This is a genomic window from Aurantimonas coralicida DSM 14790 (assembly GCF_000421645.1).
Classification (GTDB): Bacteria; Pseudomonadota; Alphaproteobacteria; order Rhizobiales; family Rhizobiaceae; genus Aurantimonas; species Aurantimonas coralicida.
This window is the reverse complement of record NZ_ATXK01000006.1, coordinates 199,745-215,129: the sequence shown is the minus strand read 5'-3', so window position 1 is coordinate 215,129 and position 15,385 is coordinate 199,745. Positions and strand designations below refer to the sequence as shown.

At 67.9% G+C, this 15,385-nt stretch carries 13 protein-coding genes; 5 read left to right on the top strand and 8 right to left on the bottom strand.

What is annotated here, in order from left to right:
- Positions 1 to 88: 88 nt before the first annotated feature.
- From H536_RS0114600 to H536_RS0114590, 3 genes are all read right to left on the bottom strand, one after another.
- Positions 89 to 1,162, bottom strand: a complete 1,074-nt coding sequence (locus H536_RS0114600) for an NAD(P)-dependent alcohol dehydrogenase (RefSeq protein ID WP_024351185.1) — start codon at positions 1,160 to 1,162, stop codon at positions 89 to 91.
- Positions 1,163 to 1,225: 63 nt separating this feature from the next.
- Positions 1,226 to 1,483 (bottom strand): hypothetical protein, encoded by a 258-nt coding sequence (locus H536_RS0114595; protein WP_024351184.1) that lies wholly within the window; start codon positions 1,481 to 1,483, stop codon positions 1,226 to 1,228.
- Positions 1,484 to 1,504: 21 nt separating this feature from the next.
- Positions 1,505 to 2,347 (bottom strand): universal stress protein, encoded by an 843-nt coding sequence (locus H536_RS0114590; RefSeq protein ID WP_024351183.1) that lies wholly within the window; start codon positions 2,345 to 2,347, stop codon positions 1,505 to 1,507.
- A 175-nt stretch (positions 2,348 to 2,522) separates the two neighbouring features.
- Here H536_RS0114590 and xth point away from each other — a divergent pair, with 175 nt between their 5' ends.
- Positions 2,523 to 3,353: an exodeoxyribonuclease III gene (gene xth / locus H536_RS0114585; RefSeq protein ID WP_024351182.1), complete on the top strand. Its 831-nt coding sequence runs from the start codon at positions 2,523 to 2,525 to the stop codon at positions 3,351 to 3,353.
- 4 nt (positions 3,354 to 3,357) lie between these two features.
- Positions 3,358 to 3,798: a DUF1810 domain-containing protein gene (locus tag H536_RS0114580; protein WP_024351181.1), complete on the top strand. Its 441-nt coding sequence runs from the start codon at positions 3,358 to 3,360 to the stop codon at positions 3,796 to 3,798.
- An 18-nt stretch (positions 3,799 to 3,816) separates the two neighbouring features.
- Here H536_RS0114580 and H536_RS0114575 read toward each other — a convergent pair whose 3' ends face one another.
- From H536_RS0114575 to H536_RS0114555, 5 genes are all read right to left on the bottom strand, one after another.
- Positions 3,817 to 4,761, bottom strand: coding sequence for an ABC transporter permease (locus H536_RS0114575; protein ID WP_024351180.1), 945 nt, complete (start codon positions 4,759 to 4,761; stop codon positions 3,817 to 3,819).
- Complete coding sequence (locus H536_RS0114570; RefSeq protein WP_024351179.1) at positions 4,758 to 5,810, bottom strand: ABC transporter permease; 1,053 nt, start codon at positions 5,808 to 5,810, stop codon at positions 4,758 to 4,760. The genes H536_RS0114575 and H536_RS0114570 overlap by 4 nt, the downstream gene beginning before the upstream one ends.
- A complete protein-coding gene (locus H536_RS0114565) occupies positions 5,810 to 7,333 on the bottom strand; it encodes an ABC transporter ATP-binding protein (RefSeq protein WP_024351178.1) in 1,524 nt (507 codons plus the stop codon). Before H536_RS0114565 ends, H536_RS0114570 begins: the two co-directional genes overlap by 1 nt.
- Before the next feature lie 138 nt (positions 7,334 to 7,471).
- Positions 7,472 to 8,458, bottom strand: coding sequence for a BMP family protein (locus H536_RS0114560; protein WP_024351177.1), 987 nt, complete (start codon positions 8,456 to 8,458; stop codon positions 7,472 to 7,474).
- 89 nt (positions 8,459 to 8,547) lie between these two features.
- Positions 8,548 to 9,849 carry an amidohydrolase family protein gene (locus H536_RS0114555; RefSeq protein WP_024351176.1) on the bottom strand — a complete coding sequence of 434 codons (1,302 nt, stop codon included), beginning with the start codon at positions 9,847 to 9,849 and terminating at the stop codon, positions 8,548 to 8,550.
- Positions 9,850 to 10,080: 231 nt separating this feature from the next.
- Between H536_RS0114555 and H536_RS0114550 the strand changes: the two genes are divergently transcribed.
- The 3 genes from H536_RS0114550 to H536_RS0114540 all read left to right on the top strand — a co-directional run bounded on the left by H536_RS0114550 (position 10,081) and on the right by H536_RS0114540 (position 15,314).
- Positions 10,081 to 12,564: a cation:proton antiporter domain-containing protein gene (locus H536_RS0114550; RefSeq protein WP_024351175.1), complete on the top strand. Its 2,484-nt coding sequence runs from the start codon at positions 10,081 to 10,083 to the stop codon at positions 12,562 to 12,564.
- A 171-nt stretch (positions 12,565 to 12,735) separates the two neighbouring features.
- Entirely contained in the window at positions 12,736 to 13,242 is a 507-nt protein-coding gene (locus H536_RS0114545; protein ID WP_024351174.1) for a CinA family protein, read from the top strand.
- Positions 13,239 to 15,314, top strand: coding sequence for an NAD(+) synthase (locus H536_RS0114540; RefSeq protein WP_024351173.1), 2,076 nt, complete (start codon positions 13,239 to 13,241; stop codon positions 15,312 to 15,314). Before H536_RS0114545 ends, H536_RS0114540 begins: the two co-directional genes overlap by 4 nt.
- The last annotated feature ends 71 nt before the right edge of the window (positions 15,315 to 15,385 follow it).

Below are 15,385 nucleotides of genomic sequence, written 5' to 3'. Positions count from 1 at the left end.
CGCCTCGGGTCTGGGTCATGATCGTCCGTCCCTGTGCCGCCAAACTCGCGTCAACGGCGAGGAACATACCATGCCGGAGCCACCGCTTCTAAGGCTGGATGGCGACCTTCAGGACACCGTCGCGCTGATGCGAGAAGAGATCGTAGGCTTCCTCGATCTCGTCGAGCTTGTAACGATGGGTCACCAGGGGCGTCGTGTCGAGGCGCTGCGACGCGATGACATCCATCAGCCGGCGCATGCGCTCCTTGCCGCCCGGGCATAGGGTGGTGACGATCTTGTTGTCGCCGATGCCGGCGCTGAAGGCGTCGAGCGGGATGGTGAGATCGTTGGAATAGACGCCGAGCGAAGACAAGGTGCCACCCGGGCGCAGAACCCGCAGGGCGGCCTCGAAGGTCTCCTGCCGGCCAAGCGCCTCGATCGACACGTCGACGCCGCGGCCATCGGTCAGGCGCATGATCTCGGCGACAACATCTCCCTTGGTGAAGTCGACGACGTGGTCGGCGCCCATCTTGCGGGCGATCTCCATGCGCTCGGGCACGGAGTCTACCCCGATGATCGTGGTGGCGCCCATCAGCCGCGCGCCGGCCGTGGCGCAGAGGCCGATCGGTCCCTGGGCGAACACCGCGACGGTGTCGCCGATCCGCACGGTCCCGCTTTCGGCGCCGGAAAAACCCGTCGACATGATGTCGGGACACATCAGGACCTGCTCGTCGGTGAGCCCGTCCGGGATCGGCGCCAGATTGACCATGGCGTCGGGCACCAGCAGATATTCGGCCTGGGCCCCGTCGATGGTGTTGCCGAAGCGCCAGCCGCCCATCGGCTGGAAACCGTGCCTGGTGCCGGGACCATCCTGCGAATGGCAGCCGCACAGGCAGGCATTGCTGTAGCCACTGGGCGAGATCGCCCCGGCGATGACCCGCTGGCCCTCGCGGTAGCCCTGCACGGCGGAACCGAGCTTCTCGATCACCCCCACCGGCTCGTGGCCGATCGTCAGCCCGCGCTCGACCGGATATTCGCCCTTGAGGATATGCACGTCGGTGCCGCAGATCGTCGTCGTGGTGATCCGCACCAGCGCGTCGAGGGGGCCGACGTCGGGAATCGGCTTCTCATCCAGCACGATCCGGTTCGGTTCGACGAAGATCGCCGCTTTCATCATGGCCATCGGTCTCAACCTTGCATTCGTTACGGGAACTGCGTGTGTCGGACGAAACCGCCTGCCGGGCGGTCAGCCCATGGCGCGACCGGGGCCGGCCGCAGCCGGCGACGGGGTCACGATCCGGGCGGGCAGACCTGCCGCGTGGCGCGGCCGCTCGACCTTCAGCCTCACAGCCTGTCCGAGCCGCGTCACGCGCTCGGCGTCGGCGAAGGCCGAGCGCAGGGCATCCAGCCGACGGTGGAACCGGCCGTGGGGCGAATGGCAGAAACTGACCTGCCAGCCCTCGCCGCACGGCTCGATGCTGTATTCCAGATGACCGTAATGCATCGCGCGTCTCCGGAAGGATCGTCAGCGTGACAGGAGCAGCGGGACGTCGCAGCGGCTCAGGAGCTCGCGCGTCACGCCGCCCAGCAGCATCTCGCGCAGGCGGGAATGGCCATAGGCGCCGACGACGATCAGGTCTGCGGCGAGGCTCTCCGCCTCCTTCATCAGGGCATCGGCGGGATGGCGCCAGTTCGGCAGTTCGCGGGTCTCCACCGTCACGCCGTGGCGATCGAGATGGCGGGCCATGTCGGCCATCGGCTCCAGATGCCGCTGCTCGGTCGCGCCATCCTCGACGACACTCGCCAGAACGACGAGCTTGGCCTGCTTGAGGAAGGGCAGCGCCGCTGCCACCGCATGGGCGCATTCGGGCGAATCCCGCCAGCCGACGACGACCGTCTCCGGTGCGGCGAAGCTGCGCTTGGGCGCGGGCGGCACGACCAGCGCCGCCGCACGGGCATTGAAGAGGATCGCCTCGACCACCTGGCCGCTCAGGGCATGCTTGCCGCTCTGCTGGACCAGCACGAACAGATCCGTCGTGCCGGCAAGCCGTTCGGCAGCGGCCGACAGATGACCGAAGCTGCCGTCCGAGCGCCGCAGGCCATAGGGGACTGCGACACGATCCAGTCGCTGGCGCAGCTTCTGCTCGGCGGCATCGCCAGTGTCCTTGCCGACCTTGAAGAGCTCGGCCACCAGCATGTCGGAGCCCGGCCCCGCCGGCACGCCGGTGATGTGGATATGGTTGGCGAGCATGCATTCGAGATGGGCGCCGAATGCGCTGGCGATCGTTTCGGCATAGTCGATGGCGACTTCGTCCGACGGCGACCCGTCGAGATAGACCGCCAGGTCCGCGATGGGGGATTTGTGCATGGGATGACCCTTTGCCCGAGTTGCGATCGCGACGGCGTTCGACATGCCGTCAGAGTGCCGGCCGGACGCAGTCCCCGCCTTGATCGAGGTCAAGGCCCTGAACACGTCCGCGCCCGCTCGCAATTCGGCGCCTCATGCCTCTCGAAATCAAGCGGCATGACGCCAGGTCTGGCGGATGAAGATCGCCAGTTTCAACATCAACGGGGTCAATGGCCGCCTGCCCGTGCTGCTGCGCTGGCTCGCCGAGGCCGAACCCGACGCGGTCTGCCTGCAGGAGCTGAAGGCGCCGGACGAGAAGTTTCCGATCGACGCCATCCGCGAGGCCGGCTACGGCGCGATCTGGCATGGGCAGAAGAGCTGGAACGGCGTCGCGATCCTCGCCCGCGGCACCGACCCGCTCGAGACGCGGCGCGGCCTGCCCGGCGACGACGACGACCATCAGAGCCGCTATCTGGAAGCGGCGGTGAAAGGCGTTCTGATCGGCTGCCTGTATCTGCCCAACGGCAACCCGGCGCCGGGCCCGAAATTCGACTACAAGCTGCGCTGGCTGGAACGCTTCGCAGGCCATGCCGCCGAGCTCGTGGCGACCGGCGCACCGGTGGTGCTGGCCGGTGACTACAACGTCATCCCGACCGAGCTGGACGTCTACAAGCCGGAGCGCTGGGTGGACGACGCGCTGTTCCGGCCGGAGGTGCGCGAAGCGTTCCACCGCCTTCTCGACGCCGGCTGGACCGACGCGATCCGCAGCCTGCAGCCGGAGGCCACCATCTATACCTTCTGGGACTATCTGCGGAACGCCTGGGGCCGCGATGCCGGGCTGCGGCTGGACCATCTGCTGCTGAGCCCCAACCTCGCCCCACGATTGCTGGCCGCCGGCGTCGACCGCGATGTGCGCGGCTGGGAGAAGGCCAGCGACCACGCGCCGGTCTGGATCGAGATCACCGACGCGGAGGCGGGCACCAAACGGCGTGCAACGCGTTCTTCGAAACGCCGGCCGAAGGAGTGACGATGTGACGGAAGACGACCCTTACGATCTGGAGCGCTTCGTGGCCGCGCAGGCACCGGTCTACGCGCAAGCGCTCGGCGAATTGCAGGCAGGGCGCAAACGCAGTCACTGGATGTGGTTCGTGTTTCCGCAATTGCAGGGTCTCGGCCATTCCGACATGGCCCGGCATTTCGGCATCGCGTCGCTCGAGCAGGCCCGCGCCTATCTCCACCATCCCGTGCTGGGGCCCCGGCTCGTCGACTGCACCAAGGCGGTTCTGGCGCATGGCGACCGGTCACTCGGCGCGATCTTCGGCGCGCCCGACGACATGAAGTTCGGCTCGTCGATGACCCTGTTCGCCCATGCGGCGGGCGACGACCCGTCCGTCTTCCGGGACGCCCTCGCTTTGTTCTGCAACGGCCGCGAGGACCAGGCGACGCTGCGGCTGCTCGGGATCGCCGGCTGACGATCCCCTTGCCGGCCTTCAGCGTTCGCCGCGCCGATAGGGCTGCATCAGCGCCTGTGGCACCCGAGCGCGCCGCGCCATCACCACCAGCGCGACGATCGACAGCAGGTACGGCATCATCAGGAACATCTGATACGGGATCGCCTTGCCGAACTCGGTCTGCAGCCGCAGCTGGTAGGCGTCGAACAGGGCGAAGAGGATGGCGCCCAGCAGGGCCCGTCCCGGCCTCCAGGTGGCGAAGACGACAAGCGCGATGCAGATCCAGCCGCGTCCCTGGATCATGGTCGGGAAGAAGCTGTTGAAGGCCGACAGGGTGAGGAATGCGCCGCCGACGCCCATCAGGGCGCTGCCGGCCACCACCGCGCCGATGCGGATTGCGATCGGGTCGACGCCCTGCGCTTCGGCCGCATGGGGATTCTCGCCGGTCATGCGGATTGCCAAACCCAGCGGGGTCCGGGCCAGCACATAGGCCATCACCGCCGCCACCAGCAGCGCCAGATAGGTGGGCGCGGTCTGGGTGAAGAGCGCGTCGCCGACGATCGGCAGGTCGGACAGCACCGGCACGTGCAGCGGCTGGAACGGCTCGATGGTCGGAGGCGTGCCCTGCAGCGGCACGACCAGCCGGAAGATGAAATAGCTCAGGCTCGACGCCAGCAGCGTGATCCCGAGCCCGGTGACGTGCTGCGACAGGCCCAGCGGCACCGTCATCAGCGCGTGCAGCAGGCCGAAGGCCGCGCCGCCCAGCGCCGCCGCGAACAGGCCCATCCACAGATTGCCGCCCTCGAAGACCGTCAGCCAGCCGATCATGGCGCCGAAGCTCATGATGCCCTCGATGCCGAGATTGAGCACGCCGGCGCGCTCGCACAGGAGCGCGCCGAGCGTGCCGAAGATCAGCGGCGTCGCGATGCGCAGCACCGCTTCCCACATGCCAGCGGAGGCGAAGATGTCGAGCGCGGCACTCATCGGCGGATCCGGTAGGCAGTGAAGAGCAGCGCAACCAGCATGGTCAGCAGCGACAGGGCGACGGTCACGTCGGCAATGAAGCTGGGCACGCCGAGCGCCCGGCTCATGGAGTCGGAGCCGACGAACATCATCGCCGCAAAGAGCGCAGCGGCGACCACGGCCAGCGGCTGAAGATTGGCGAGCATCGCCACGATGATGCCGGCATAGCCGTAGCCGGGCGACAGGTCCGTCGTGACGTAGCCCTTCACGCCGATCACCTCTATCGCCCCGGCGAGCCCGGCGAGCCCGCCCGACCAGCAGGCGACCTTGACCAGCGTGCGGCCCAGCGGCACGCCGGCAAAGCGTGCGGCGGCTGGGTTCAGCCCGGCCGCCCGCGATTCCAGCCCGTAGGCGGTGCGCGACTGGACGACATGGACGACGATGGCGACCACGACGGCGATCAACAGGCCGACATGCAGCCGCGACCGCTCCAGCAGTTTTGGCAATTGGGCGTCAGTGACCACCGGGACGGATTGCGGCCAGCCGAAGGCCAGCGGGTCCTTCATCGGCCCCTCGATCATCATCGACACGAAGAGCAGGACGACGAAGTTGAGGAGCAGCGTCGTCACCACTTCATCGACGCCGAAGCGCAGCCGGAGCGCGAGCGGCACGAGGAGCAGCATCATGCCCGCCAGCGCCCCGGCGATCATCACCGCCGGGATCAGGGCGATACCGGGGAGGCCGGCCAGACCCAGCTGCGAGCCGAGGAAGGCCGCGGTCAGCGCGCCGACATAGAGCTGGCCCTCAGCGCCGATGTTCCAGACCTTGGCCCGGAAGGCGACCGCCACGGCAAGGCCGGTGAGGATCAGCGGTGTCGTGCGCGTCAGCGTTTCGGTCAGCGCGAGGCGCGAGCCGAAGGCCCCCTGCACGATCCGGGCATAGGCTTCCAGCACCGGCGCTCCGGCCAGCGCGATCAACACGCCGGACAGCGCGAGCGCGACCAGTACGGCGAGGATCGGCGCGACCACCATCAGTGTCGCGGGACGGCTGTCCCGACGTTCCAGACGCATCAGGCGGCCTCATGGGGGGCGACGGCCCATTCGCCGGCCATCATCAGGCCAAGACGGCGGGCGTCGAGGGATTCGATCGGCACCGGCTCCGACAGGCGCCCGCCGACAATGGCCTGCACCCGGTCGGCCAGCGCCAGGACTTCGTCGAGATCTTCAGAGATCAGCAGAACACCCGCTCCTGCGTCCCGGGCGGCGAGGATCTCGCCATGGACGGCCGCGATGGCGCCCTCGTCGAGACCGCGGGTGGGCTGGGCCGCGACGAGAACCTTGGGGGACCCAGCCAGGTTGCGACCGAAGATCAGCTTCTGCATGTTGCCGCCGGACAGAAGCCGCGTGCGACTGTCGGCCGATCCGCCGCGAATGTCGAAACGGTCGATGACGTCGGCGGCAAAGGCGCGCGCCGTCGATTGCCGGACGAAGCCGCCCTTCGAGAAGGGAGCGTCGCGCACACGTTCGAGAATGGCGTTCTCCCAGATCGCCAGTTCGCCGATGGCGCCTTCGGTGTTGCGGTCCTCGGGAATGCGGCCGACACCGCGGCGCACGAGGTCGCGCGGCGACAGCGTGGACGTCTCCTCGCCCAGCACCGACAGACCGCCGGCATCCGGCGCGACGAGCCCGGACACCAGATGGGCGAGCGTCGCCTGGCCGTTGCCGGAGACGCCGATGATGCCCAGCGTCTCGCGCTCGCGCAGGTAAAAGCTGACATTGGAGAGGCGTTTCGCGCCACCCACCGTAACGCTGACGTCCCAGGCCGCCAGCACCGTGTCGCCCGGTACCGAAGCGGCGCGGACCGGGCGCGTCACGCGGCGGCCGACCATCAGCTCGGCCAGTTCCTCCTTGGAGGTCGCCGCGGTGACCCGCTCGGCGACCATCCGCCCGGCGCGCAGCACCAGCACGCGGTCGGCGGCTGCCATGACCTCGTGCAGCTTGTGGGAGATGAAGATCAGCGACAGCCCTTCGGCCGCCATCACCCTGAGCGTCTTGAAGAGGGTCTCCGCCTCCGGCCGGGTCAGCACCGCCGTCGGCTCGTCGAGGATCAGGATCTTCGCGTCGTTGTAGAGCGCCTTCAGGATCTCCACCCGCTGCTGCTCGCCGACGGACAGATCGCCGACACGCTTGTCCGGGTCGACGACAAGGCCGAAACGCTCGGCGAGGCTTGCCAGCTTGCGCCGCGCGGCGGCCTTGCCCGAGCGCCAGCGCAGCAACGGCTCGGTGCCGGTCATGACGTTTTCAAGGACGGTGAGATTCGGCGCCAGGGTGAAATGCTGATGCACCATGCCGACGCCGGCCGCGATGGCGGCGCGCGGCCGGCCAAGCGGCAGTTCCTCGCCGGCCACGAGAACCCGCCCGGCATCCGGCACATAGTGGCCGAACAGGATGTTCATCAGCGTCGTCTTGCCGGCGCCGTTTTCGCCGAGCAGCGCGACGAGTTCGCCGCGGCGAAGGGTCAGGCTGACGTCGTCATTGGCCGCGAAGTCGCCGAAGCGCTTGGTGATGTGTTCGAGGGACAGGACGGCGGTCATACGGTCTCACTCCCGCCGTTCCGCAATGACCGGCCGCCTGACGGATGCCGGCCGGCCGCGCGGACAACACCGCGGGGACCGGCCGGATCGTCGGGGCCGTCGCAGTTCGGCGAACGGGCTGGCATGCGTTTTCGCAGATCAGGTCGGTTCGGCGAAGTCGATGACCACTTCGAACTCGCCGGCCTTGATCGCGGCGCGGCGCTCTTCCATCGCCGCGACCGCCTCGGCCGGGACCATGGACTCGGCGAAGACGATGTCGTTCCCGCCTTTCTGCATCATGCTGTAGGGCGTGTAGTTCTTGCCAGTGCCGTTCTTGGCCTCGGTGTCGGCGATGGCCGCGTCGAGGATCGGCCGGAAGTACCACATGGCGTTGGCGAAGACAGTCTCGGGGTAGCGCTCGGTATAGTCGGTCAACGACCCGATCGCCTTGATGCCGCGCTCCTTGGCGGCGTCGGCCGTGCCGATGCGCTCGCCGAACAGGATGTCGGCGCCGGCGTCGATCTGGGCGAGGCCCGCCTCGCGCGCCTTCGGCGGATCGAAGAAGGTGCCGATGAAGCCGATCAGGTGCTTGGCATCCGGACGCACCGAATCAACGCCGGCCCGGAAGCCATTGATCAGCATGTTGACTTCGGGGATCGGGATCGCCCCAACCGCGCCGAAGATGCCGCTCTCGCTCATCTTGCCGGCGAGCATGCCGGCGAGATAGGCGCCCTCGTGATTCCAGGTGCCGAAGGTGCCGAAATTGTCGCCGGTCGGCTCGCCGCTGGAGCCCATCAGGAACATGGTGTCGGGATAGTCCGCCGCGACCTGCCGTGCCTCGGTCTCCACCGCATAGGCCTCGCCGACGATTAGCTGGGCGCCCTGCTCGGCATATTCGCGCATGGCGCGGGCGTAGTCGGTGCCGCTGACGCCTTCGGAGAACACATACTCGATGGCGCCGTCCTCGGCGGCCTGGACCATCGCCGCATGCAGGCGCGAGTTCCAAGCATTCTCCACCGGCGAGGCATGAATGCCCGCCACCTTCAGCGGCGTCTGCGCGAAGGCGCGCGGCATGCTCAGTGCGAGGCCGACACCGGCGCTGCCCAACAGAAAACCGCGCCGACCGATCCGACCTGACTTCAGCATGAAATTCCCCAACGATCCCGAATGAAACAGGCCGCGATTTGACGACCTGCACAATTCCTTGTCAACCGCGCAGCCCGCACAGCAAACAATCAGCCAACAGATGAATCGCTCTGCGGCGCATAAGCCGCCGGGTCGACCGTCACGGCACGGCCCGGCAGCGTGAGCTGGCTCAGGCGCGGCTCTGCCCGTGCGATCACCTTGCCGCCGCGCACCACGGCAAGCCGGGTTGCCTTCAGCCGGATCGCCTCGATCGGGTCGGCCGCCTGCAGCAGCACGCAATCGGCCCGGTTGCCGACCGCCAGCCCGTAGCCCTCCAGCCCCATGATCTTCGCAGAATTGACCGTGACCGCGTCGAAGCAGGCACGGATGGCGTCGCGCGAGGTCATCTGGCCGACATGGACCGCCATATGCGCCACCTCCAGCATGTCGCCCGAGCCGAGCGAGTACCAGGGGTCCATCACGCAGTCATGGCCGAAGCCGACATTGATTCCCGCCGCCATCAGCTCGGGCACCCGGGTCATGCCCCGGCGCTTCGGATAAGTGTCGTGGCGGCCCTGCAGCGTGATGTTGATCAGCGGATTGGGGATCACGTGCAGCCCGGATTCGGCGATCAGCGCGATCAGCTTGGACACGTAGTAATTGTCCATCGAATGCATCGAGGTCAGATGCGAGCCGGCGACACGCCCCTCAAGGCCATGGCGCACCGTCTCGGCCGCCAGCGTCTCGACATGGCGCGACAGCGGGTCGTCGGATTCGTCGCAATGCATGTCGACCCGCAGGCCGCGCTCGGCGGCGATGCGGCAGAGCGCGCCGACCGATTCCGTGCCGTCGGCCATGGTGCGTTCGAAATGCGGAATGCCGCCGACGATGTCGACGCCCATGTCCAGTGCCCGTTCGAGGGACGCGGCACCGCCCGGCGTGCGCAGATAGCCGTCCTGCGGAAAGGCGACGAGCTGCAGGTCGATATAGGGCTTCACCCGATCGCGCACCTCCAGAAGCGCCTCGGCGGTGACGAGCCGCGGATCGGAGGTGTCCACATGGCTGCGGATCGCCAGAAGGCCCTGCGAGACCGCGAGGTCGCAATAGCGCATCGCCCGTTCGACCAGTGCATCCTTGGTCAGCAGCGGCTTCAACTCGCCCCAGAGCGTGATGCCCTCCAGAAGCGTGCCCGAGCGGTTCATCCGCGGCAGGCCCAGCGACAGGGTCGCGTCCATGTGAAAATGCGGATCGACGAAGGGCGGCGACACCAGCCGTCCGCCGGCATCGATCACCTCGCCCGCCTCGCCGGCGATCGCCGGTTCGATGGCGGCAATCCGGTCGCCCGTCACGGCGATGTCGACGCCGGTGCGGCCGTCGGGCAGGTGGGCATTGCGGATGATCAGATCGAACATCGGGCGGCGGATCCTTTCGCTTCGTCCTGGCGCCCGTTTTGCTGCGAGCGCGCCGCGATGTCGATGGGGTCAGCGGCGGCTTGCTGTACGAAACCCACAGGCTAGGCTAACAATGCCGGACCGACGCCCGGCCGGAACCCGCGCGCCGGCAGCTTGCAGGCGCCGCTGCGCTCCGGAAGCCTTGCGGAGACCATGGCGGATGCGGAGTCATGATGTGCCGATGACGCCGCCATGAACATTCCCAACATCGTCGTCCTGATCGCCACGCTCGTCGCCTTCGGCGCCCTGGCGCGGCCGCTGGCCACGCGGCTGCGGCTGCCGGTCTCGATCCTCCTGGCGCTGGGCGGCGCCAGCCTCGGCTTTGCCAGTCTCTATTCCCTCGATCATCCCGGCACGCTGCTGCCGGTCGACCTTGCCGCGCTGATCACCGACCTGCCGGTGGGCTCCAGCCTGTTTCTCTATGTCCTCCTGCCGACGCTGATCTTCCAGAGCGCGCTGGTGGTCGACATGCAGCGGGTCCGCGAGGATCTGCTGCCGATCATCCTCCTCGCCCTCGTCGCGGTCCTGGCGGCGACCTTCGGTGTGGCGCTGGCCCTGTGGCCGATCGCCGGCATGCCGCTTCTCGCCTGCCTGCTGCTGGCCTCCTTGGTGGCGACGACCGATCCCGTGGCGGTCATCGCCATCTTCCGCGATGTCGGCGCGCCGGACCGGCTGACCCGCCTGGTCGAGGGCGAGAGCCTGTTCAACGACGCGCTGGCGATCTCGCTGTTCCTGATCTTTTCCGCCGCGATCGTCGCGCCCGGCTCGGTGACGGTGACCGGCGCCGCCCTGAACCTTCTGCTGCTGCCGATCGGTGGCGGGCTGTTCGGCTATCTGATGGCGCGTCTCTATCTCCAGCTGCTCCGGTTGATCGGCGACGATCAGGTGACGGCGGTCTCGCTCAGCCTCGCCCTGCCCTATCTGTCGTTCTGGATCGCCGAGCATGTGCTGCAGGTCTCGGGCATCATCGCCGTCGCCACCGCCGGCGTCGCGCTTGCCAGCCTGTCGCCGGCGCGGGTCACCCGCGAGCTCTGGCGCCATCTCGACGACACCTGGCAGCAGCTGGCCTCCTGGGCGGCGATTCTGGTCTTCGTGCTCACCTCGCTGCTTGTGCCGCAGATGATGACGGACCTGTCGCCCTTCGACTTCCTCCTGATGCTCGTCATCTTCGCCGCGACGCTGGCGACCCGGGCCCTGGTGCTGTTCGGTCTCATGCCGCTGCTCAGCCAATACGGGTTGTCGTCCAAGGTCTCCCGGCCCTATCGGCTGGTGGTGCTGTGGGGCGGCCTGCGCGGATCGATGACCCTGACCCTGGCGCTTGCGGTCAGCGAGAACGACGCCGTGCCCCGCCCGGTCGCCGCCTTCGTGGTGACGCTGGCCACCGGCTACACGCTGATGACACTGTTCGTGCAGGGCACCACGCTTCGCCCATTGATCCGGGGGCTGGGCCTCGACCGGCTGTCGGGCATCGACCGGGCGATCCGCGACCTTGCGCTCAGCGTCACCTCGGCACGGGTTGCGCGCTTTTCCGGCGAGATGGCGCAGCGCTTCGGCGGCACCGACGCACCGGGCGATGCCGAGAGCGTCAATACGGCCGTCGCCGCGGCCGAGCCTGCCGCGACGAGCCCGTCGGATACCCTGTCCCTCGACGGACGCACGGCCATCGCCCTCGTCTCGCTGACCGCGCGCGAGCGCGAAATGGTCCTCGATCATTTCGCCAACGGCATGCTGGCGCCGCGGATCGCCCGGCGCCTCACCTCCGACACGCGGCGGCGGCTGGAAATGGCGCGCCATGGCGGCGTCGAAGGCTATCGCGCGGCCAATGCCGAGGAGACACGCTTCCTGTGGTCGGACCGGGTGGCGTTCCTGATCCAGCGCCGGCTCGGTCGCAGCCGGATGTTGTCGAAACGCCTGGCCCTGCGCTTCGAGAAGCTGGTGGAAATCTCGCTGGTGCTGGGCAGGCTGCGCGCATTCGCCACCAGCGAGTTGCAGCCGGTCCTCGGCGAGGAGACGATTGCCGCCGTCATGGCAGTCCTCGACGAGCGGCAGGCGCAGATCGACCGGGAGATCGACGCGGTCCGGTTGCAATATCCCGCCTATGTCGCCGAACTCGAACGCTGCTTCGTCCTGCGGGCCGCCCGGGCCATCGAGATCGCCGAGATCCGACGACTGCGCCAGTCCGGCGTCATCAGCAAGGAGATCGAGCGCGACGTGTATCGCAGCGTCGCGCGGCGCCCCGACCTGACGACGCTCAGCCCGCCACTGGATCTCGGGCTGGACACACGCCTCCTGATCGACCGCACAGAGATCTTCGCAGCGCTTGCCGACCGCGAGCGCGACGACCTGGCACGGTTGATGACGCCGTTCCTGGCCGCGCCCGGCATGCGGATCGTCTCGCGCGGCGAAGTCGGCGACGCGGCCTATTTCATCTCGTCGGGTGCGGTGGAGGTCGATACCGGCACGCATATCGTCCGGCTCGGTCGCGGCGACATCTTCGGCGAGATGGCGCTGATCCTCGACATGCGGCGGCAGGCCGACGTGACGGCGATCGCCTACAGCACGATGCTGCGCCTGGCGCGCACCGATTTTACGCGCTTCGTGTCCCTGCACCCGAAACTGCGGGCCCGGATCGAGGCGATTGCCCGCAGCCGGCATGCCGACAATGCGAAAGGCTGACAGCCCCGCAGCGGAGCCATGCGTGGCGGAACCTTCGGCCCGCCGGACTCGATCGCTGCGAGCTTTTCTCGGTAGCCGGTTCCGTATCGGCGAACGATCGCGTTGGGGCCACGTTCATGTTTCCCGCCCGCGGCTCCCGCGGCGGCAACGATCTCAACAAGGAACCGAACCGTGAGCGAAGTCCTGTCGACGACCCTGCCCGACGATCTGGAAGAGCGGGTGAAGACCCTTCTGCAGCGCGCCTGCGACCGATCCCTGACGATCGCGACGGCCGAAAGCTGCACTGGCGGCCTTTTGGCCTCTGTCTTCACCGACGTGGAGGGCTGCTCGCGGGCCTTCGACAGCGGCTTCGTGACCTATACCGACGAGGCCAAGATCCGGATGCTGGGCCTGCCGCGCCAGCTTCTCGAGGAGAACAACGCCGTCTGCCGCCCGGTCGCTCTGGCCATGGCCGAGGGGGCACTGGACAAGTCCCTCGCCGACATCACTGTTTCCACCACGGGCTTTGCCGGCCCGGCCGGCGAGGATGACGAACCGGGGCTCGTGCATTTCGCCTGTGCCCGACGCGGGCGCGAGACGCGGCACCGCGAAGAGCATTTTGGCGATATTGGCCGTGGACCGACCCGCATCGCTTGCTTACGAACGGCACTGGATATGCTCGAGGAGATGATGGATTGAGTTTGCAAAGCCTTCGAGACCGTTCCTTCTATGCGCTGCACCGGCACGGCTTCGTCCGCGTCGGTGTCGCGACGCCCGGTGTCTTCATCGCCGATCCGGCCCGCAATGCCGCGGCGACGATCCGCGCGGCGGAAGACGCGGACAAGGAGGGCGTCGATCTCCTGGTGTTCCCGGAGCTCGGCCTCTCCGCCTATGCGATCGACGACCTACATCTGCAGGATGCCCTGCTCGACGGCGTCGAAGCCGCCATCGCCACCGTCTGCGAACGCAGCCGCGAGCTGCGCAGCGTATTGCTCGTTGGCGCGCCGCTGCGGCGCAACGGCCGGCTCTACAATTGTGCAGTCGCCATCGCCCGGGGGCGCATTCTGGGCGTCGTGCCGAAGCTGTTCCTGCCCAATTACCGGGAATATTACGAAAAGCGCTGGTTCGCCTCGGGCGCCGGCATGATCGGCCTCGACATCACCGTCGCGGGCCAGGAGGCGCCGTTCGGCATCGACCTTCTATTCGAAGCCTCGGACCTGCCCGGCTTCGTCTTCCATACGGAGATCTGCGAGGATTATTGGGCGCCAACGCCTCCCTCGACGGACGGAGCGCTGGCCGGCGCCCGCATCCTCTGCAATCTCTCGGCCTCCAACATCGTCGTCGGCAAGTCCGCCGACCGGCATCTTCTCTCGGCATCGCAGTCGATGCGCTGCGTCGCCGCCTATGTCTATTCGGCCGCCGGACGCGGCGAGAGCACCACCGATCTCGCCTGGGACGGCCAGGGCTCAATCTACGAACTGGGCGACCTCCTTGCCGAATCCGAACGCTTTGCCGATGCCGGACAGCTGATCGTCGCCGATGTCGATGTCGGGCGTATCGGCCAGGAACGGTTGCGCACCCCCACCTTCAACGACGCGGCGGCGCTCCGCGGCCATCCGGAGACGGCGTTCCGGACGGTGCGCTTCGCCCATGAGCCGGCCTTCGAGGATCTCGGCCTGCGCCGCCCGGTCCGGCGCTTCCCCTATGTGCCAAACAATCCCGAACGGCTGCACCAGGATTGCTACGAGGCCTTCAACATCCAGGTCGAGGGCCTGCGCCGGCGCTTCGAGGCGACGCCCGGCGACCACATGGTCATCGGCGTGTCCGGCGGGCTGGATTCCACCCATGCGCTGATCGTGGCGGCCAAGGCCTGCGACCAGATGGGCCTGCCGCGCTCGACCATTCTCGGCTTCACCATGCCGGGCTTTGCCACCGGCGACGCGACCAAGGCGAACGCGCTGGCGCTGATGAAGGCCCTCGGCACGGGCTGCGAGGAGATCGACATCCGTCCCGCCGCGCGGCAGATGCTCGGCGACATGGGCCATCCCTTCGCGGGCGGCGAGCCGGTCTATGACGTCACCTTCGAGAACGTGCAGGCGGGCCTGCGCACCGACTATCTCTTCCGCCTCGCCAACCAGCGCAGCGGCTTTGTCATCGGCACGGGCGACCTGTCCGAGCTGGCGCTCGGCTGGTGCACCTATGGCGTCGGCGACCAGATGAGCCACTATTCGGTCAATCCGGGCGTGCCGAAGACGCTGATCCAGTATCTGATCCGCTGGGTCGTGCGCACCGAGCAGTTCGATGCCGAGACCGGCAAGCTCCTGACCGCGATCCTCGACACCGAGATCTCGCCCGAGCTGGTGCCGGCGGATGCCGAGGGCGGCATGCAGAGCACGCAGGACAAGATCGGCCCCTACGAGCTGCACGATTTCTTCCTGTTCCACACCATGCGCTACGGGCGGGCACCGTCAAAGACGGCGTTCCTTGCCTGGCATGCCTGGAAACAGGCCGATGCGGGCCTCTGGCCGATCGAGTTTCCCGAAGAAGCGCGCAACCAGTACGACCTCAAGACGATCGCAAGATGGCTGGAGAGCTTCCTATTCCGCTTCTTCCAGACGTCGCAGTTCAAGCGGTCGGCCATGCCGAACGGGCCGAAGGTCTCGGCCGGCGGCAGCCTGTCGCCGCGCGGCGACTGGCGCGCACCCTCCGACGGAACGGCGGATGCCTGGATCGCCGAACTGAAGGCCTCCTTGCCGCAGGACCTGGGCTGAGCGGCACAGGCGGCAGCGTGCCGATCCGGACACAGAAACGGCCGCATCCCGGGATGCGGCCGTTCTGTCAT

Coding starts and splice junctions, on each gene's coding strand:
- H536_RS0114600 (WP_024351185.1), bottom strand. CDS start 1,162: ATGGCCATGATGAAAGCGGCGATCTTCGTCGAACCGAACCGGATCGTG.
- H536_RS0114595 (WP_024351184.1), bottom strand. CDS start 1,483: ATGCATTACGGTCATCTGGAATACAGCATCGAGCCGTGCGGCGAGGGC.
- H536_RS0114590 (WP_024351183.1), bottom strand. CDS start 2,347: ATGCACAAATCCCCCATCGCGGACCTGGCGGTCTATCTCGACGGGTCG.
- xth (WP_024351182.1), top strand. CDS start 2,523: ATGAAGATCGCCAGTTTCAACATCAACGGGGTCAATGGCCGCCTGCCC.
- H536_RS0114575 (WP_024351180.1), bottom strand. CDS start 4,761: ATGAGTGCCGCGCTCGACATCTTCGCCTCCGCTGGCATGTGGGAAGCG.
- H536_RS0114570 (WP_024351179.1), bottom strand. CDS start 5,810: ATGCGTCTGGAACGTCGGGACAGCCGTCCCGCGACACTGATGGTGGTC.
- H536_RS0114565 (WP_024351178.1), bottom strand. CDS start 7,333: ATGACCGCCGTCCTGTCCCTCGAACACATCACCAAGCGCTTCGGCGAC.
- H536_RS0114560 (WP_024351177.1), bottom strand. CDS start 8,458: ATGCTGAAGTCAGGTCGGATCGGTCGGCGCGGTTTTCTGTTGGGCAGC.
- H536_RS0114555 (WP_024351176.1), bottom strand. CDS start 9,849: ATGTTCGATCTGATCATCCGCAATGCCCACCTGCCCGACGGCCGCACC.
- H536_RS0114550 (WP_024351175.1), top strand. CDS start 10,081: ATGAACATTCCCAACATCGTCGTCCTGATCGCCACGCTCGTCGCCTTC.